The organism is uncultured Thermosynechococcus sp. (genome assembly GCF_937958135.1).
In the GTDB taxonomy this organism is placed as follows: Bacteria; Cyanobacteriota; Cyanobacteriia; order Thermosynechococcales; family Thermosynechococcaceae; genus Thermosynechococcus.
This window is the reverse complement of the sequence record NZ_CALGOG010000046.1, coordinates 14,116-32,616: the sequence shown is the minus strand read 5'-3', so window position 1 is coordinate 32,616 and position 18,501 is coordinate 14,116. Positions and strand designations below refer to the sequence as shown.

Genomic DNA, 18,501 nt, shown 5'->3' with positions numbered 1-18,501 from the left:
GCCTAGCTGGAAATGCCCTTGGCGCGGTAAGCCGCAAGAATCTGATCCAGCGCCTCTACGGTTCGTTGCCGACTGGGATTGAGTTGGGGGTGGTCTTGCACGGCGGAATTGAATTCCGTGCCATCGTGCATCAGCACCACTTAGCGATGCCCCCCTGAATGACACGGTTGGCAATCATTGCGGCCGTTGTTGCAATATTCCAATTCTGGGTATCCAGAATTCATCCCTAAAGCCTTGACAGAGGCTAAGACCTGAGGGAAGCCCTCAGTAGAGACCTCGCCATCTTCGGTAAGTCGCCGTGGGGGCGAGTACAGTAAATAAGGGTCCTGATACGCTAAATCGCACCGAGTTATCCACAATTAAAGCTGAGCTAAAACCTGCGTGACAACTTCGGGGCTGACGGAAATGCTATCAATGCCCAAGTCAATTAACCACGGCAGCCAATGGGGATAGTGGGCGGGGGCTTCTCCACAGAGACTACAGCCCAAGTGATGAGCTTTGGCCTCCCGAATAAGTTGGGCGATCGCCCTCCGCACGGCTGGATGATCCTCATTTAACTCCGGCAGTGCCGTTTCCCGCTCAATTCCCAACAGCAGTTGCGTGAGATCATTCGTGCCAATTGTAATTCCCGCAATCCCAAGCTGAGCAAGGTCAGCCAATAAAAATAAAATGGCCGGCACCTCCGCCATCACCCACAGTTGCACGCCGGCGCTCGCTGTCAAGCCATGCTCTGCAAGTGCTTTTTGGCAATAGACCACTTCGCTGACACTGCGCACGAAGGGCAGCACAATCCGCAGGGGGCAGGTTTCTAAACGGTGGGCGATCGCCAGCGCCGAGAGTTCCAAGTGGAACAGTTCTGGACAATGGGGATAACGACTGACGCCCCGCAGCCCCCAATCCGTTTCGGGTTCAAAGCGATGTCCCCCCAGCAGTTGCCGATAATCCGCTGGCCGCAAATCCAACGTGCGGTAAAAGAGGGGACGGGGGGCGATCGCCCGCATAAATTCCCACAGGTGCTGTACCCAGCGATCGCGCAACTGCTCCGCTTCCCCCTGCTCCAACCAATGACAGGGATGGCGCTGATCTAAAAAAGCAAACAGCATCAGCTCGGAGCGCAACAGACCAATGCCATCACAGGGGAGCGATGGCAACAACCGCAGGGCATTCACTTGACTGACATTCACCATGATTTGTAAGGGCAGCCGTTTCACCGCCGGCGGTGACGCGGTTTGGGGAGAGGGAGTAGCCACCACCGGCAACGGCTCTGACGGCAGTTGATAGATAGCGCCCCGCTGGCCATCGAGAAACAGCGTCATGCCGGAACTGATCCGCTGCGTGGCATTAGCGACACCGACAACGGCAGGCCGTCCCAATTCCCGTGCCAAAATTGCCCCATGACTCGTTAGCCCACCTTGCTCACAAATCACGCCTACAGCAGCGTTCACGAGGGGCAGCCAGTGGGGCGGAATGGTTTTAGTCACTAAAATCCGTCCGGCAACGGCGGCGGGGGCACAAGGCTCGGTGACCACCAAGGCGGGGGCGATCGCTTGTCCCGGCGCAGCAGCTATACCCTCAGCAATTAGCGTCCGTTCCAGCGGCTTCAGGGGGAGGGTTCTCCCTTGCGGCTCCGGCAGGCACTGTCCCCACCACACTTGGGTCTGACTGCGATGCCAAACCCACAGATGAGAGGATGCCCCCCGACAGGCCTGCTGCAACTGTTGCTCTTGCACCGGCGTCAGATCAATCCCCCTCGGTGGTAAGGGAATTCCTTGATGGGGCAGAGCCACACCGCCGGCGATCGCCCGAAACGTTGGATCAGTGCCTATCCACCAGCCGGAGGCCACAATGGAACTCAAGGGGTAAAGCAGAATCGCCACCTTGATTTGACAAAAATCCCACCCCTGCTGCCAGTAGAGATACAGATTCTTGGCTCGCACAAGGGCGGCAAAAGTCTTTTCAATGGCTTGATGACACAGGGGCAAACTGGGGTATCTTAAAACCGTTCCACTGCCAATGCTCCAAGGCAAGTCCTGCGTTTCTTGCCAAAGATAGCTAGTGAGAACAAGATGAGACTCCCCCCCCTGTTGTTGCCAAAAGTGATGACACGCAGCAAAAACCGTTTCTAACTCCCCCAAATCCAAGGGTGGCAATTGATGGGTCATCTGCAGCGCCAGTGCCTTGAGATCTGATGCATTGGGGGGCATCTCTTGCCAGCGATCGCAGGCGGCTTGCCACAGGGGGATCACCCCAGAGCACAATTGATCCCAAACCTGGGGGCAAATCAACCACACCGGATGGGGAGGTGGCAGGATTTTTTGCGTCGCTTGCAGGGCAACTAATGTCGGGGAAAGGTCTTCTGGGGGATACTGTTGGAGGGGTTCCAGAAGGAGTAATGTCACAAATGCTCTTCCTTAATCGCGGGTCACCGAGCAGACAATCACACCTAGGAAGAACTCACTTCCGTTTGCTGACGGCGACGAATGTTGAGGACATCAGTGATTTTTCTAATCTGCGCCAAGATATGCTCCAACTGCTTTGCATTCACAATATCAATACACAAATCAATAATCGCCGTGCGCCCCGGATCGGTGTGGACATTGGCTCGCCGCACGTTGATTTGATTATCGGTTAAACGGGTCAAAATATCCTTGAGAATACCGACTCGATCAATCACCTCAATTTGCACATCCACGGGGTAAGTTTGGGGACGGCGTTGATTGAGGTTGGTATTCCAACTTACTGGAATCAGGCGATCGCTGGATACAGCCTCTAGGTTGCTACAGCCTTGACGGTGAATGGAAATGCCGCGACTTCCTAGGGTCACCACCCCAATAATCGGTTCATCGGGCACAGGACAGCAGCAGCCGGCAATGTGATAGACCAGCCCCTCTACCCCCAGAATGGGAGAATCACTGGGTTTTGTGGTGGCGGGGACACGGTTAACGGAGGCAGATTCCGCAGGCAATTCGGGGGGAGTTGTCTCTGAACGCGCTAGGGTAATTGCCCGCAGCCGATTCACCACCAGATTCAGCGTAATCTCACCATAGCCAAGCGCCGCCAGCAAATCATCCACACTCTGGTAGTTGCTGCGCTCTGCTACCTGCTGCATTTGGGGTGATTTGAGAAGCGCCTCCAAACCGGCTTTACCCAATTCCTTCTCTAGGAGTTCCCGCCCCCGCTGCAGGTTTTCATTGCGGCGCGATCGCTTGTACCACTGGCGAATGCGGTTCCGAGCCGTTGTGGTTTTAACAAAATTCAACCAATCTAAACTGGGGTGGGCAGTTTTCTGGGTAATAATCTCCACAATGTCGCCATTGCGCAAGGGCGTGTCCAAAGGTACCATCCGGCCATTAATCCGTGCGCCGGCACAGTGATTCCCCACATCCGTATGAATCCGGTAGGCAAAGTCGAGGGGAGTGGCCCCGTGGGGCAAGGCAAGCACATCCCCCTGGGGCGTAAAGACATAGACCTCCTTATCAAAGAGATCCTCCCGAATGCTGTCGAGGTATTCCTGGGCATCCTTGAGGTCATTTTGCCAATCCAACAGTTGCCGTAGCCAAGTGAATTTTTGATCCTGGGCACTCCAGTGCTGCGGCAGGGAATTCCCCGTTTCTTTGTACTTCCAGTGGGCAGCAATCCCATACTCCGCGACATGGTGCATTTCCAGCGTGCGAATTTGCACCTCTAGGGGGCGTCCTCCTAGGCCAATCACCACGGTATGCAGGGACTGATACTGGTTGGGTTTAGGCAGACTAATGTAGTCCTTAAAGCGCCCTGGCACCGAAAGAAAACAGTCATGGACAACCGCTAGGGCACGATAGCACTCATCCTTGGTGGCCACGAGGATGCGAATACCCGCCACATCATAGATTTCGTGGAATTCTTTTTGCTGCCGCATCATTTTTTGGTAGATGCTGTAGAGGTGTTTGGGGCGGCCACTAATTTCTAGGTAGCCAAAGCCCATCCCCGATAATCGTTCGTAAAGAATTTGAATCGCCTGCTGGAGTTGTGCTTCGCGATTGGCACGCTTTTCAGCCACCAGTTCCTGAATGCGACGGTAGGCCTCTGGCTCCAAATACTTAAAGGCCAAATCCTCCAGTTCCCACTTAATTCGCCAAATCCCCAAGCGGTTGGCCAAAGGGGCAAAGACATCGCGGGTTTCCTGGGCAATGGCACGGCGGCGGTCCTCAGGCAGATACTCAAGCGTGCGCATATTGTGCAGGCGATCGGCCAGCTTAACCACAATGACGCGAATATCTTGCGCCATTGCCAAAAACATCCGTCGGAAACTTTCCGCTTGCCGCTCCGTCTTACTGGAAAAGTTAAACTTCGAGAGCTTGGTGACCCCCTCCACCAGTCGCCGCACCTCAGCCCCAAAATTTGCTTCCAACTCCTCCGCCGTCACAGCCGTGTCCTCAATCACGTCGTGGAGAAGCCCCGCCGCCAAAAGTGCTGGCCCACCCCCCAAATCCCGTAAAATGCTGGCGACAGCTACAGGGTGGGCAATATAGGGTTCGCCGGAGGCGCGCTGTTGTCCTTTGTGTAAGTCATAGGCAAATTGAAACGCCCGACAGACTAAACCATCTCCATTGTCGGAATCTGGATTTTGCAGGCACGTCGCTAACCAATCGGGTAATTCAATATCAGTTGGCAAGCTAGGTGCAAAAGCGTTCATGGCGGCAGGCAATCGGCAGGGCAGCACAGTGGATTTGAGTACGTATATTCTAGTTTAATTTCCGACCGATAGCCCAATTTACCCAGAGGTTATCCGCTCAATACTGTGAAAACTTTTATAGATATTCCCTCTCTCTCCACAGATACCGATATTGCAGAAAAGGATTGACGCTCCCTTCTAACATGGGAAGTAGTGTGCTCATGAAGGGGGGAAGGTAATCATGGCGTCTTTGCTCACACCAATGACGCGCTACTATATTCTGCGTTTATTCAATCGGGAAAGGGATATTTTTGCCCTAGCAGGTCAAAGTTTAGAACAAGCAGTGGGCGATCGCGAGAACGACATTCTAAATCGCCTAGAATCCCTTGCCCCCTCAGAATTGGCAGCACTGGAGATGATTGTTCGCCTCCACCGCTCCCTCAGCAATAGGGGTGAAGAGGACACCTATCAATCGTTGTACTTAAAAAGCCTCGAAGAAAAACTATGGCGGATTTTGGGGATGAACTTCCCTGCCGAGAGTCCTCCAGGTGTTTCCGGGGAGCAAGTCCTCCCTGTCGAAGGGCGACCCTCTTTAACGGTAGCTCAAGCCCTCGAGCACTTGAACCGAGTTAGTGAATTAGCCCAAAAATACCTTGGCAATGTCATCGTTGCGAATTATTGGCGAGGCTCTCGCCCTTCCACCGGTTGGCTGGCTGATTTTGTAGTTACGGATAATGGTTACATCACCTACCACGGGTCTTTGGCGGCTAGGAAGACTGTTGTGAACCCAAACCAACAGCAGCAATTGGAAACATGGCTGGTGAGTTTTGTCGATCAATGTCGCCACATTCTCCCCCTCTTTAGACATGATCTGCAAAAGGCAAGACTCTCGGGTTCTTCCCTAGAACCTGAATCAGGGATCACTGCTGTTGTAGATAAGCCCTAGCCCCCAGGGTTTGCAGTTTTTCATTCTTGGCGGCTACAGTGGCAGCCAATTCTTGACGATAGGCAATCACTTGCTCCAATAGCCCTAGATCATGACTAGCCAGCAGCTGGACGGCCAAAAGGCCCGCATTTTGGGCATTGCCAATGGCAACCGTCGCTACGGGAATCCCGGCGGGCATCTGCACAATTGAGTAGAGGGAGTCCAGCCCCTGCAAATGGCGGCTCGGCACGGGTACACCAATCACGGGTAGGGGGGTTAGGGAAGCAATCATGCCCGGCAAGTGGGCAGCTCCCCCCGCACCGGCAATAATAACTTTCAGACCCCGCTGATGGGCATTTTGGGCAAACTCTACCATCGCAAGGGGAGTGCGGTGAGCCGAGAGGATAGCCACTTCGTGGGGGATGCCAAAGCGTTCACAGATGGCGATCGCCCCCTGCATGGTGGGCAAATCGGAATCACTGCCCATGACAATGGCAACCAGTGGTGTCTCTGACATTCCTCTTCCTTACCCCCTTAGGAAACGGTGCAAACTCATCCTACAGCCCTTTTCACCGGCGCAAGATATCATTTCTCTATGGTCACTTCTGCTGCGATCAAGGCATTTGCCCATCAGTTGGGGTTTCATCGGGTGGGAATTGTGGATTTGCGCACCTATAGCCCTGACCATCCTTCTGGGGTGGCTGCCCTGCGGCGCTGGTTAGCCCAAGGGTTCCAAGGAGAGATGGCGTGGATGGCCAACCCGCGGCGACAGGAGATTCAATCCGTCCTGCCCGGAGCACAATCGCTGATTTCCGTTGCCCTCAATTATTATCAGCCCGATCCGGAGCCGCCCCCCAGGGTGAAAATTGCCCGTTACGCTTGGGGGCGAGATTACCACCGAGTCCTAGGAAAACGCTTGCAAGCCCTAGGGCAGTGGCTTCAGTCCCAGGTACCGGAGATGCACTACCGTTGGTATGTGGATACAGGCCCTGTGCAGGACAAAGTTTGGGCAGAGCAAGCCGGAATTGGTTGGATTGGCAAGCACAGCAATGTGATTTCGCGGCAGTATGGCTCGTGGATTCTCTTGGGAGAATTAATCACCACGTTGGAGTTGCCGGGCGATCGCCCCCACACCAATCACTGCGGCACCTGTACCCGTTGCTTGGCCGCCTGTCCTACGGGAGCGATTGTGGAACCCTACGTGGTGGATGCCAACCGCTGCATTGCGTACCACACGATTGAAAGCCGCGCCCCTAAGCTACCCCCTGCGATTGCCGCTAACTTGCAGGGGTGGGTTGCAGGCTGTGACATCTGCCAAGAGGTGTGCCCTTGGAATCAACGCTTTGCTCAACCCACCGATGTGGCGGACTTTGCCCCGCGATCGCCCCTCTTGAAGACGTCCCTAGAGGAACTGGCCACCCTCAGCGATGAAGCATGGGATGAACTCACCCGTGGTTCCGCCCTACGGCGAATTAAACCAGAACAATGGCGTCGCAATGCCCAAGCGGTGCTGTCGAGCAGTCGGTATGATTGAACTGTGATTCAATGCGGAGGCTCACCTATGGTTCGACGACGCTCCATCCCCTGGATTCATCGTTGGTCGCGGTGGTTAATTGGCGGAGTTGCCCTCGCTGGCATGGGAGTGACCGCTTACCTAACGATTGCCAAGCTCACCAATCGGGAGGTGACCTGCCCCACCGATGGCTGCGATATTGTTCTCAATAGCCCTTGGGCAACGGTCTTTGGGGTTCCCCTCTCCCTCATTGGGTTTGTTGCCTACACGGGGATGCTGTCGTTGGCGGCCTTGCCCCTGTTGTTCAACCAGCCGCAGCAAAAAGAACTCCGCCGCAATGCTGAAAACACCACTTGGCTCTTGCTCTTTCTTGGGGCAACGGCCATGGCCAGCTTCAGCAGTTACTTGATGTATATCTTGGCAACTGAGATTAAAGCCACTTGTCCTTATTGCATTGCCTCAGCCGTCTTTAGCTTTACATTTTTGATCTTGACCATCATTGGTCGGGAATGGAGCGATCGCGGTCAGCTCTTTTTCAACGGCATCATCACTGCTGTGGTGACGTTGGTGGCGGTCTTTGGTATCTACAACACTCACATGGCCAATGCCGAGGGGCCGGGCATTCCCATCGTCAATACCTCAGGCCCAGCAGAAATTGCCCTGGCTCGCCATTTAACCCAAGTGGGAGCCGTCATGTATGGTGCCTACTGGTGTAGCCATTGCCACGATCAAAAGGAACTCTTTGGCAAGCAGGCAGTACGGGAACTCAATTATGTTGAGTGCGACCCCAATGGTGCCAATCCCCAAGTGGAGCGCTGCCGTGCCAAGGGAATTCAGGGCTATCCCACATGGGAAATCAATGATCAGCTCTACTCCGGCACCAGATCGCTGAGGGAACTTAGTCAATTGAGCCAATACACAGGTCCAATGAACTTTAAGAACCAGTAGAGGCAATAAATTGACATCCTCCCCGCCCTGTTGGCTTGCGCCCGCGGAGCGGTAGGCCGAAGATTCCCACGGCACTCAAGCCCAGCCTAAGTCGCTTTGGTAGGTTCCTAGGCCGAGGGCCTATCCGCTGCTTGTATCTCCCCAGGCGTCACTTCCGCCATGCCCTGCCGTAGGTCGGCGTGGTTGTGGCCGACAGCAAAATCATAGAACGGCTGCGCCGTTGGCGTTGCCCTTCCCCCTCGTTCAGGGCGGGGCTTGCCGCGCACCGGGTCAGTGATAGAATGAAGCCAGCTGGGCACTACGCAGGTTTTTTATGCTCTCCACTGATACAGTTGCCGAACCAGCCAAGGCTCCTTTTGCCACACCACCTGCCCTTGCCAACATTTTAGTTATTGAAGATGAAGACCTGATTCGCGAGACCCTTGTCCTTGCTTTGCAGGAGGAGGGCTACCACACCCTCGTGGCCAGTGATGGCTATGAAGCATTGAATCTCATTAATACCCATCTATTAACGGACGTTAGCTTTGAGACTCCAGAAATCCATTTGATTATCCTTGATGTCATGCTGCCGGGTGTCAATGGATTGGATCTATGCCGCCTAATTCGCCGTGAAGGGTGCACTGTCCCCATTCTCATGATCAGTGCCAAAGGTAGTGAAATTGATCGAGTGGTTGGCCTTGAAATTGGTGCCGATGATTACTTGGCCAAGCCCTTTGGCATGCGGGAGATGCTGGCCCGCTGTCGTGCTCTATTACGGCGAACACAAATTCAACAGGGTAGGGTGCCCTCCGTTTTGCGCTTCCGCGATCTCTGCCTCTATCCCCAAGAATGCCGCGTAACCCTGCGCGGGGAGGAGATCAATCTCTCGCCTAAAGAATACAAACTGCTTGAGCTGTTTATGCGTCATCCCCGCCGTGTTTGGCCACGGGAGCAGTTACTGGATCAGGTGTGGGGGCATGACTTTATCGGCGATAGTAAAACCGTTGATGTCCACATTCGCTGGCTGCGGGAGAAAATTGAAACCGATCCCAGTCATCCCCAATACATTCTCACGGTGCGGGGTTTTGGCTATCGCTTTGGCTGAGCTTGATCAGGAGAATCGCCATTAACAGTGCAGGGCTAACCACCAATAGCAGAATGACACCCAGATGAGGCGGCAAGGGATAGAGGGGGGCTATCAGTTTAATCCCCAAGGCAATCAGCAGTGACACCCCAAAAACCGCAAATAACCACATCAGTTCTGCCAGCCAAGGTGCCATGTGACTATTCTGTCCCAAGGGCAGTTTCAAGGGCAGTGGCCATGATGGCAGTGGGCGCGGGTTGGCCAATCCAGTACTCTAGAGCTGCCGCCCCCTGATGAAGAAGCATGGCCAGACCATCCAAGGTTTGCAGTCCTCGCGCCATCGCCAGTTGCAAAAGGAGGGTGGGACGCGGCTTGTAGATGAGGTCATAGACAATAGCGGTGTCGGGTAATCGGGCTAAATCCTCACCTGTTAGGGGAGTAGCGTCCCGATGGGGACTCATGCCAATCGGGGTCGTATTCACCACAAGGCTGACTTTTTCTAAACACGTGGCGCGCTCTGACCATGCTAGGGGATAGAGGGTTCTCCAGGGCCAACTCGTCACAAAGGCCTCCAGGCGTTCCCCTTGCCGACCACTGATATAGATCTGCCGACAGCCCAAATTGTAACAGGCAGTAACCACTGCGCGTGCGGCACCCCCATAGCCCAAAACTAAAACGGCAATCTCTGACCACGGGTAGGTCTGCTGTTGCAACGGCGCTAAAAAGCCATGCACATCGGTGTTGGTCCCCACCCAACCTTTTTCACTGCGATAGACAGTGTTGACGGCCCCCACTTGCTGGGCAAGGTCGCTAACATCGGCCAAATAGGGAAGGATGGCTTCCTTATGGGGAATGGTGACATTAAAACCCACAACGTTCAGGGCATCCAGGCCGGCGATCGCCCCCGCCAACTGCTGCGGCTTGACCCAAAAGGGCACATAGATATAGTTCAAGCCCAAATACTCTAGGGCTGCATTGTGCATTTCTGGGGAGAGTGTGTGCTCAATGGGATCCCCAATCACTCCCAGAAGCTGGGTTTGACCAGAAATTTTTGGCATTGGCGTTTAGACCGCTTCGTGATCTTTTTCTCCTGTGCGGATGCGAATGACCTGTTCTACAGGAGTCACAAAAATCTTGCCATCGCCAATTTCGCCGGTGCGGGCAGCTTCAACAATTTTGGCCACCACCATGTCCACCTGACTATCTTCGACAACAATCTCGACTTTTAGCTTTTGTAAAAATTCCACCGTGTACTCAGACCCCCGATATCGTTCCGTTTGCCCCTTTTGCCGCCCAAAGCCCCGCACTTCCGAGACGGTCATCCCGACAATCCCGGCATTGACAAGGGCAATCTTCACTTCATCCAATTTGAAGGGGCGAATGATGGCCTCTACTTTTTTCAATGTCAAACTCCTTCTCTATGGCAACGGGCTAATCTTTATTTAGCATTGGCAAAAGAGTATAGCCTGTAGCAATAACTACATTATATTATCCCCAATCATCGAGCGATCGCCCAAGGGGACGCTCTCGCACTGGCTCCAGAAAATAAGCTCTAATAGGAAAGGTGATTGAGAGGGAGTCAAACATGGGGTGGCAGCGACCCGATGGCCGTCAACCACTGGAATTGCGATCGCACCGCTTTCAGCGGTATTTCACCCGATTTGCCTTGGGATCGGTGCTCGCCCAAGCGGGGCAAACTCAAGTGCTGTGTACCGTCAGTCTTAAAGAGGGGGTGCCCAAGTTTTTGGAAGGCACAGGCCAAGGGTGGCTCACCGCAGAGTACCGCATGCTACCCAGCGCCACACAGCCAAGACAGGAACGGGAATTTCTCAAACTGTCTGGGCGCACCCAAGAAATCCAGCGCCTGATTGGTCGCAGCTTACGCTCGGCCTTGGATTTGTCCCTCCTGGGGGAACGCACGCTAATTGTGGATGCCGATGTCCTCCAAGCCGATGCCGGCACGCGATCGCTGGCCATTACAGGGGGCTACATTGCCCTTGTAGATGCCCTCAGTACTCTACTTCAGCAAGGGGTACTCAGCGCCTCTCCCCTGTGTCATCAAGTGGCGGCAGTTTCCGTGGGTTTGATTGATGGCGAACCCTATCTGGATTTAAGCTACGCTGAGGATGTCGCCGCCAGTGTGGACTTCAATGTCGTGATGACGGCCAGTGGTCAATTCATTGAGGTTCAAGGCACAGCAGAGATGGGTTCCTTTGATCGGCCAACCCTTGATTGTCTTCTGGATGTCGCCACCCAAGGTATTCAAGAGTTAATTGAGATCCAACAGCAAGTCTTAGCTGCAAGCCATGAGTGAGCAGGCCATTTACCTCGGACACATCGTCAAGTCCAACTCCCACTGGGATTATGTGGCGCAACTGGTGGATCAGTGGGATGTAGCCCATCCCCCTGCCCCCGAAGACTATGGCTTTGGTCGTTTTGTCAAACTGGAGGATGAGCAGCGCCACTGGGCAGTGGGAGTGATTTACAACTCTCAACTGTTGAATCCCCAGTTCCATCAGATTAGCCCTCGCCTCACCACCAATGCCGACACAGTTCTCAGTCCCGATTTAGTCAGCGAAACCCGCACTCTCCTCTGGATTGCCCTCATTGGTCATTTAGTGACTGTGGAGGGTCAGCCCTACGGCCAGCAGGGGATGCCCACCCTTGTGGTACCGGTGAATACACCGGTGTGGCAGTTGACAACCGCCGAGGTGCTGGCCTTTCATCGCAATGCCCAAGGTCAAGCCCAGTTTCGCTACTATGCCCATTTGTTGCGCTCAACGGGGAACTATGCAGCACCGCTATTGGCGCGAATTCTGGAAACAATTACGCCCCTCTTCAGTGGTGCCGAGCAGCGATCGCTGGAAATTATCAACAAAGAGTTGGCTTGGCGGCATACCTTGGGCAGCCTACGCTAAGGGCAGATGCAGAAATTGTAGTTTTGCAAACAAACTTCATGAAAAATCCTATGCAATGGTGACAAATCTAGGATGTTTCTGCTAAGGTCATTAAGGGTGTGAGGAGCGAACCAGTTAAGGGCACCGAGACGAAACACGGCCAGTCGTCGGTGCTCTTTCTGACTTTTAGACTATGCTGGCGCGGGTTTGGAGTGCTGCGGTTTTAGGCATTGACGCGATTCCCGTTGGCGTCGAGGTGGATGTTTCCGGCGGCTTGCCGGGTATTGTGGTGGTCGGTCTGCCCGATGCGGGTGTTCAGGAGGCCCGCGAGCGGGTTAAGGCGGCGATTCGCAACGCCGGTTTTAGCTTCCCGATGCGGCGCATTGTCGTCAATCTCACCCCCGCCGATTTACGTAAGGAAGGACCTAGTTTTGATCTCCCCATTAGTGTCGGTATTCTGGCGGCCTCAGGACAGGTTGCCACGGATTTACTGGGGGATCATCTCTTTCTCGGTGAAGTATCCCTCGATGGCACCTTACAGGCGGTGGCCGGGGTACTGGCAATTGCCGCTGCGGCGCAAGCCCAAGGAATGACCGGTTTAGTGGTGCCCGCAGCCAATGTTACGGAGGCAGCGTTGGTGCGGGGGCTAAAGGTCTATGGTTGCCATACCCTCGCTGAAGTGGCAGCCTTTTTGAATGACCCTAGCTCGCGATCGCCCGCGGTTAGTTGTCCGCAACCTCTAGAATCCAATCCTGTTTCCTCTCCTGTTGACCTCAAAGATGTGAAAGGCCAGTATCAAGCGCGGCGTGCCCTAGAAATTGCCGCGGCGGGGGGGCACAATCTCATTTTTGTCGGGCCACCGGGGAGTGGCAAAACAATGTTGGCGCGGCGCTTACCCACAATCTTGCCCCCCTTAACCTTTGAAGAAGCCCTTGAAGTCACGAAAATTTATTCCGTTGCTGGCTTGCTGAAAGAACGCGGTCAATTGATCCAAACCCCGCCCTTTCGCAGTCCTCACCATTCTGCCTCTGGACCTGCCCTTGTCGGCGGTGGCAGCTACCCGCGACCGGGGGAGATTTCCCTTGCCCATCGGGGCGTGCTCTTTCTTGACGAATTGACGGAATTCAAGCGGGACGTTTTGGAGTTTTTGCGCCAGCCCCTTGAGGATGGCCAAGTCACCATTGCCCGCGCCCGCCAATCCGTGGTTTTTCCGGCGCAATTTACCTTGGTGGCCAGCACAAATCCCTGTCCCTGCGGCTATTATGGCGATCCGGTGCAACCCTGTACCTGCTCCCCGCGCCAGCGAGAACAGTATTGGGCAAAGCTCTCTGGCCCCCTATTAGATCGCATTGATCTGCAAGTGAGTGTCAGCCGTCTCAAGCCAGAGGAAATGACTCGCCAAACGCTGGGGGAAGATTCCGCCACAGTACGCCAGCGGGTCTTGGCGGCGCGATCGCGAGCACGGCGGCGGTTTGCCGCAGAACCCAACCTCCATTGCAATGCCCAAATGCAAAGCCGCCATTTGCGTCAGTGGTGTCAATTGGACGAAGCTTCAACACAGCTTCTAGAAAGGGCGATCGCCAAACTCGGCCTGTCGGGGCGAGCCACAGATCGTATCCTAAAGGTAGCCCGTACCATTGCCGATCTGGCTGACTGTGAAACGATTGCCGCTGCCCATGTGGCCGAAGCCATTCAATACCGCACGATTGATCGTTTGCAATAGACGGGGGTGGTTCGCGCTCCTCCTGGGTTTCCTAGCCCTGCTGCTGATTGGCTGCACCACAGCAACCCAAGCAGAGAAGCCCATTGAACTTGTCTTTTGGCATGGGGTCAACCCTCCGGCCAATCGCGTGGTGCTCCAGCGTCTGGTGGATCGCTTCAATGCTCGTCATCCCCAGATTCACGTCCAAGCCCTCTATGTGGGCCAGCCCGACCAACAGTTGCCCAAAATTCTCGCAGCGGTGGTGGGCAATGCTGCACCGGATTTGCTCTGGTATAACCCCACGATGACCGGCCAGTTTGTCGATCTGGGTGCCCTACGTGCCCTCGATGATTGGTGGCAAGGCTCCCCCTACCGTGACCAAGTGAACCCGGCGCTTATTCCCACGATGCGCTACGGCAACCATTACTGGTCAATTCCCTTTGCCACCAACAACATTGGAATTTTTTATCGCCCTAGCTTACTGGCTGCGGCCGGCATTGACAAGCTGCCCACCACATGGGCGGAGCTAGAGCAAGTCAGCCAAACCCTAAAGGCGCAGGGCATTACCCCCCTGCTCCTTGCCCTGGGCCAAGGCGAATTTGCGGTCTTTACGTGGTTGCCCTTCTTTTGGAGCGCCGGTGGTAGCTTTGGAGATACCCCTGAGACTGCCCACATTGACACACCGCCCGCGATCGCCGCTCTTGACTTTTGGCAACGCCTGCGACAGAAGGGCTTAGCAATTCTCTCGGCTCCCGAACGGGGCTATGAACTGGATCAATTTATCCGTGGTGAGGTGGCCATGCAGATTACAGGGCCTTGGACCTTGGCGCAACTCCAACAGTCGGGAGTAGATTTTGGCGTCCTCCCCATGCCCGCCCTCCAGACCCCTGCAACTGCCCTAGGGGGTGAGAATCTCTTTGTCTTTCGCTCAACGCCCGAACGGGAACAGGCGGCTCTAGCGTTTTTGGACTATGTCCTCAGTGAAGAATTCCAAACAGAATGGGCGGTGGGTACCGGGTATTTGCCTGTGAATGAACGGGTGTGCACCAATGAACGCTATCAGAGCTTTGTGGCACAGCAGCCCACCCTGCGGGTCTTTCTAGAGCAGATGGCTACTGCTAGGGCGCGCCCCAACTTTCGTGGCTATGCTCGTTTTTCTCAAACCCTTGGGCGAGCGATCGAAAGCGTTCTTCTGGGAAAATTAACGCCCAAAGCCGCTGTGGAAGCCGCCGAACAGCGCTGGCAACTCATGCGTCCGCGCTAGAACAAACTGCTTGCTGCTTTAACCATATTGGCCGGATTAAAGGCATCCATGGCAGCAGTGGCCTCATAGCCACAGTGCACCATGCAGTCACGGCACTTGGGATTGCCGCTTTTGTGACCATACTTCTCCCAATCGGTATTTTCAATCAGTTCCTTCCAAGTCTTGTAGTGCCCCTCATTGAGGAGATAGCAGGGTTTTTGCCAGCCCAACACACTGTAGCTGGGCATACCCCAAGGGGTGCACTCGTAATCCTTTTCACCGACAAGGAAATCAAGGAAGAGGGGATTGTGGTTAAAGTTCCACTTCTTCTGGCCTGCGCGGTAGGGGGCGAGGATTTCGCGGAACAGAGCGCGGGTTTGCTCCCGTTTAAGAAAGTGCTCCTGATCCGGTGCCCACTCGTAGGCATAGCCCGGCGAGATCATCATGCCGTCCACTCCTAGGGAACTGACAAAGTCAAAGAATTCCTGCATTTCTTTGGGATCTGCCCCCTCAAAAATTGTTGTGTTGGTGGTAACACGGAAGCCCTTGGCTTTAGCTGCTTTAATGGCTTTCACAGCCGTGTCAAAGACCCCCTTGCGGTTCACACATTTGTCGTGCCACTCCCGCAGCCCATCCAGGTGAACACTGAAGCTAAAGTAGGGGGAGGGCTTGAATTTATGCAGATTTTCCTCTAAAAGGACTCCGTTCGTACACAGATAAACAAACTTGCGCCGCGCCACCAAGCCCTGCACAATCTCATCAATTTGCGGGTGGAGTAGGGGTTCTCCACCGGGAATAGCCACAATCGGCGCACCGCATTCTTCAACAGCGCGGAAGCACTCCTCCGGCGTGAGATACTTGCGCAGGACTTCAAGGGGGTGCTGGATTTTACCGCAGCCCGAACAGGCTAGATTACAGCGAAAGAGAGGCTCAAGCATCAAGGTGAGGGGAAAGCGCTTTTTGCCCTGTAGGCGTTGTGAGATGATATAGACGGCAACTTCCACTGCCTGCTTGATGTGGACTCCCATGGGCAACTCTCCTCAGTGTGGCTAATTTTCTAGCCAAAACGCTTAATAGATGCTTATAGTTGTAGCAGCTTCGTAGGCGATCGCCAAAGTGTCCTATCAGGTTTGCAAAGTGGCACACTATCCCTGTGGCCAACACAGCAGTGACGACCACCGTAAAAAATATTGCAAAATGCCCGATGCAGTCTTGACAGATGTACGTCCAATCAGAGACGATTGAAAGTACTGTAGAAACATCCCTTTTGCTTAACCTCCATAGCCCAAGAGACCAAAGGTTAGGCATAGATTTTCATTAGGGCTGGCATGGGGTGACATCTTTCCCTTCTGCAAGTCGTGCAGAGCTTTTTAGGTATCACCACAGTTGCGTTCTGCGTTCCAATGCCAAGCCGCCTCTACAGGAACCTTTTTCCCAACCATCTTAAAGCCAAACTTGCACGAGTCCCTTACAGGGGCAAGAAGGGCTAGGCACTGTGCTAGATACCTTTAGCCAATTCATGCTGACGTTTATTTTGTTAAGAGATTCTAAGGATAATGAATGCCTAAGCAGATTATTATTGCCGAGGAACATCGGATAGCGGCGGTCTTTGCCGAAGATCAAATTCAGGAATTGATTGTGGCCACGGGTACCCATCAGGTGGGGGATATCTACCTTGGCGTGGTAGAAAATGTCCTGCCGGGTATTGATGCTGCCTTTGTCAACATAGGGGATACCTCCCGCAATGGCTTTATCCATGTCAGTGACCTTGGCCCACTGCGCCTCAAGCGAACTGCTGGGGCAATTACCGAATTACTAGCACCACAGCAAAAAGTGCTGGTTCAGGTGATGAAGGAACCCACAGGCAACAAAGGGCCGCGGCTAACGGGGAATATTTCTCTCCCAGGACGCTATCTGGTGCTGATGCCCTATGGTCGGGGGGTGAATCTATCGCGACGGATTACCAATGAAGCGGAACGACATCGGCTACGTGCCTTGGGCATTTTGGTCAAGCCCGCTGGCATGGGGCTATTGGTGCGCACAGAGGCCGAGGGTGTCTCCGAAGAGGCAATTCTTGAGGATCTGGAGTTCCTGCAACGGCAGTGGGAAACAATTCAACAGCAGGCAGCCTCCAGCCGTCCTCCCCAGCTGCTAGGGCGCGATGATGACTTTATCCAAAAAGTGCTGCGGGATGTCTATAGCAGTGATGTCAATCGCATTGTCGTGGATACCCCGGAGGGGGTTAAGCGGGTAAAACAGCACCTGAAAAACTGGAATGCCAATAGGCCGGTGGGGGTTCTCATTGACTATCACCAAGAACCCATTCCCATTTTGGACTACTTCCGGGTCAATGCTGCCATCCGCGAAGCCCTTAAACCCCGTGTTGATTTGCCCTCCGGCGGCTATATCATCATTCAACCTACGGAGGCGCTGACGGTCATTGATGTCAACTCCGGTTCATTCACCAGTTCGGCAACCTCGCGGGAAACAGTGCTGTGGACAAACTGCGAAGCGGCTACAGAAATAGCGCGCCAACTGCGGCTCCGCAATATTGCTGGCGTGATCATTGTGGATTTTATTGACATGGATTCTCGCCGCGACCAGTTGCAACTGCTGGAGCACTTTAGTAAAGCCCTGCGTGCCGATAAAGCCCGACCCCAGATTGCTCAACTCTCAGAACTGGGCTTGGTGGAACTGACCCGCAAACGCCAAGGGCAAAATATCTATGAACTCTTTGGCCGCCCCTGTAGTGCTTGCGGTGGCTTGGGGCACTTGGTACATTTGCCCGGTGAACCGGAAGACAGCCCCGGTGAAATTGTCGAGCGATCGCCCATGCCACGTCCACCGGAGCCACGCCGCAGCCTAGAACCCCGCAGTGAACCTAACGGGTTTGCCAGTAGCAGCTTAGAGAGTCAGCTCATTAACCACCCTGACTACCAAGCAGTGGGGGGGATTCGTCCCCGTTCCTCCCGCAGTAGTCCTCCACCAACCCCCCGCAGTCCTCGCCGTACCGCCGAAAATGGCAATGGCCGTAAGGTAATTACGGCACCGACGGAGACGGCACCCTCTCCTGTGGTCAAAGTGGAGAGTCGTTCCCCACGCCCTGCCCGTCCTAGCCGCTCGGAACCCGCGGAAGTAATTACGGTAACGATGACGGATCAAGAGCAGGCGGTCTATGCAGAAATGGGAATTTCACCCCTTGTGCTGCATTCTGGAGAAGTGAAGAATCCTCGGGGAACGATTGTTATGGTGGCACGCCCCGGCCAAGACCCCCTGCCCCTTCCCCAGAAAACGGCGCGACCCATCAGCGAGGGAATGCCTGAGGATGTTCCGGAAACTGCCGATGAGCTGCCCTCCCCTGGGGCTAGCACGATTAATGTCGAGCCGATTCCTGCCACAACGTTACTCAATAGCAGTGAGCAAGAAGTGACTCCTAACACCGAATCGGTCGCGGAGGCAGCACCGCCAGAGGCCTCTATGCCCGCAGGGCGGCGGCGGCGGCGACGGGTGACCAGTAGCGAGCAACTTTCCCTTGATGCCAACGCTTAGGCGCAGT

The 18,501-nt window shown here is 54.5% G+C and carries 18 protein-coding genes; 9 read left to right on the top strand and 9 right to left on the bottom strand.

What is annotated here, in order from left to right; all coding sequences use genetic code 11:
- Nucleotides 1–2: 2 nt before the first annotated feature.
- The 3 genes from Q0711_RS06080 to Q0711_RS06070 all read right to left on the bottom strand — a co-directional run bounded on the left by Q0711_RS06080 (nucleotide 3) and on the right by Q0711_RS06070 (nucleotide 4,675).
- Nucleotides 3–140, bottom strand: coding sequence for a hypothetical protein (locus Q0711_RS06080; RefSeq protein ID WP_298613998.1), 138 nt, complete (start codon nucleotides 138–140; stop codon nucleotides 3–5).
- Nucleotides 141–359: 219 nt separating this feature from the next.
- Nucleotides 360–2,399 (bottom strand): putative PEP-binding protein, encoded by a 2,040-nt coding sequence (locus tag Q0711_RS06075; protein ID WP_298617001.1) that lies wholly within the window; start codon nucleotides 2,397–2,399, stop codon nucleotides 360–362.
- A gap of 44 nt (nucleotides 2,400–2,443) precedes the next feature.
- Nucleotides 2,444–4,675: a bifunctional (p)ppGpp synthetase/guanosine-3',5'-bis(diphosphate) 3'-pyrophosphohydrolase gene (locus Q0711_RS06070; RefSeq protein ID WP_298614000.1), complete on the bottom strand. Its 2,232-nt coding sequence runs from the start codon at nucleotides 4,673–4,675 to the stop codon at nucleotides 2,444–2,446.
- A 220-nt stretch (nucleotides 4,676–4,895) separates the two neighbouring features.
- Here Q0711_RS06070 and Q0711_RS06065 point away from each other — a divergent pair, with 220 nt between their 5' ends.
- Nucleotides 4,896–5,600 carry a hypothetical protein gene (locus Q0711_RS06065; RefSeq protein WP_299041945.1) on the top strand — a complete coding sequence of 235 codons (705 nt, stop codon included), beginning with the start codon at nucleotides 4,896–4,898 and terminating at the stop codon, nucleotides 5,598–5,600.
- On the opposite strand, the gene purE is transcribed toward Q0711_RS06065, so the two are convergent.
- Complete coding sequence (gene purE / locus Q0711_RS06060; protein ID WP_298614469.1) at nucleotides 5,575–6,096, bottom strand: 5-(carboxyamino)imidazole ribonucleotide mutase; 522 nt, start codon at nucleotides 6,094–6,096, stop codon at nucleotides 5,575–5,577. The genes Q0711_RS06065 and purE overlap by 26 nt on opposite strands.
- A gap of 78 nt (nucleotides 6,097–6,174) precedes the next feature.
- Between purE and queG the strand changes: the two genes are divergently transcribed.
- Both queG and Q0711_RS06050 read left to right on the top strand, forming a co-directional pair.
- Nucleotides 6,175–7,113, top strand: a complete 939-nt coding sequence (gene queG, locus Q0711_RS06055; RefSeq protein WP_298614471.1) for a tRNA epoxyqueuosine(34) reductase QueG — start codon at nucleotides 6,175–6,177, stop codon at nucleotides 7,111–7,113.
- A 27-nt stretch (nucleotides 7,114–7,140) separates the two neighbouring features.
- On the top strand, nucleotides 7,141–8,040 hold the full coding sequence (locus Q0711_RS06050; RefSeq protein WP_298614473.1) for a vitamin K epoxide reductase family protein: 900 nt from the start codon (nucleotides 7,141–7,143) through the stop codon (nucleotides 8,038–8,040).
- Nucleotides 8,041–8,147: 107 nt separating this feature from the next.
- Here Q0711_RS06050 and Q0711_RS06045 read toward each other — a convergent pair whose 3' ends face one another.
- Nucleotides 8,148–8,339 carry a hypothetical protein gene (locus Q0711_RS06045; RefSeq protein ID WP_298614475.1) on the bottom strand — a complete coding sequence of 64 codons (192 nt, stop codon included), beginning with the start codon at nucleotides 8,337–8,339 and terminating at the stop codon, nucleotides 8,148–8,150.
- A 14-nt stretch (nucleotides 8,340–8,353) separates the two neighbouring features.
- Here Q0711_RS06045 and Q0711_RS06040 point away from each other — a divergent pair, with 14 nt between their 5' ends.
- Nucleotides 8,354–9,124 carry a response regulator transcription factor gene (locus tag Q0711_RS06040; RefSeq protein ID WP_298614477.1) on the top strand — a complete coding sequence of 257 codons (771 nt, stop codon included), beginning with the start codon at nucleotides 8,354–8,356 and terminating at the stop codon, nucleotides 9,122–9,124.
- On the opposite strand, the gene Q0711_RS06035 is transcribed toward Q0711_RS06040, so the two are convergent.
- Genes Q0711_RS06035 through Q0711_RS06025 form a run of 3 tightly spaced genes read right to left on the bottom strand, consistent with a single transcriptional unit; the run spans nucleotide 9,090 to nucleotide 10,506 of the window.
- A complete protein-coding gene (locus Q0711_RS06035) occupies nucleotides 9,090–9,299 on the bottom strand; it encodes a hypothetical protein (RefSeq protein WP_298614479.1) in 210 nt (69 codons plus the stop codon). The two genes, Q0711_RS06040 and Q0711_RS06035, sit on opposite strands and share 35 nt — an antisense overlap.
- Before the next feature lie 4 nt (nucleotides 9,300–9,303).
- A complete protein-coding gene (locus Q0711_RS06030; protein ID WP_298614481.1) occupies nucleotides 9,304–10,161 on the bottom strand; it encodes a shikimate dehydrogenase in 858 nt (285 codons plus the stop codon).
- A gap of 6 nt (nucleotides 10,162–10,167) precedes the next feature.
- A complete protein-coding gene (locus Q0711_RS06025; RefSeq protein WP_298614483.1) occupies nucleotides 10,168–10,506 on the bottom strand; it encodes a P-II family nitrogen regulator in 339 nt (112 codons plus the stop codon).
- Nucleotides 10,507–10,688: 182 nt separating this feature from the next.
- On the opposite strand from Q0711_RS06025, the gene rph reads away from it, so the two are divergent.
- The 4 genes from rph to Q0711_RS06005 all read left to right on the top strand — a co-directional run bounded on the left by rph (nucleotide 10,689) and on the right by Q0711_RS06005 (nucleotide 14,966).
- On the top strand, nucleotides 10,689–11,417 hold the full coding sequence (gene rph, locus Q0711_RS06020) for a ribonuclease PH (protein WP_298614485.1): 729 nt from the start codon (nucleotides 10,689–10,691) through the stop codon (nucleotides 11,415–11,417).
- Complete coding sequence (locus tag Q0711_RS06015) at nucleotides 11,410–12,021, top strand: hypothetical protein (RefSeq protein ID WP_298614487.1); 612 nt, start codon at nucleotides 11,410–11,412, stop codon at nucleotides 12,019–12,021. The genes rph and Q0711_RS06015 overlap by 8 nt, the downstream gene beginning before the upstream one ends.
- Nucleotides 12,022–12,193: 172 nt before the next feature.
- The gene (locus Q0711_RS06010; RefSeq protein WP_298614489.1) at nucleotides 12,194–13,723 is read left to right on the top strand and encodes a YifB family Mg chelatase-like AAA ATPase; all 1,530 of its coding nucleotides are present in this window, start codon (nucleotides 12,194–12,196) and stop codon (nucleotides 13,721–13,723) included.
- Nucleotides 13,707–14,966 (top strand): ABC transporter substrate-binding protein, encoded by a 1,260-nt coding sequence (locus Q0711_RS06005; RefSeq protein ID WP_298614491.1) that lies wholly within the window; start codon nucleotides 13,707–13,709, stop codon nucleotides 14,964–14,966. The genes Q0711_RS06010 and Q0711_RS06005 overlap by 17 nt, the downstream gene beginning before the upstream one ends.
- On the opposite strand, the gene hpnH is transcribed toward Q0711_RS06005, so the two are convergent.
- On the bottom strand, nucleotides 14,963–15,973 hold the full coding sequence (gene hpnH / locus Q0711_RS06000) for an adenosyl-hopene transferase HpnH (RefSeq protein WP_298614493.1): 1,011 nt from the start codon (nucleotides 15,971–15,973) through the stop codon (nucleotides 14,963–14,965). The genes Q0711_RS06005 and hpnH overlap by 4 nt on opposite strands.
- A gap of 532 nt (nucleotides 15,974–16,505) precedes the next feature.
- Here hpnH and Q0711_RS05995 point away from each other — a divergent pair.
- Nucleotides 16,506–18,494, top strand: a complete 1,989-nt coding sequence (locus tag Q0711_RS05995) for an Rne/Rng family ribonuclease (protein ID WP_298618080.1) — start codon at nucleotides 16,506–16,508, stop codon at nucleotides 18,492–18,494.
- Nucleotides 18,495–18,501 lie beyond the last annotated feature (7 nt).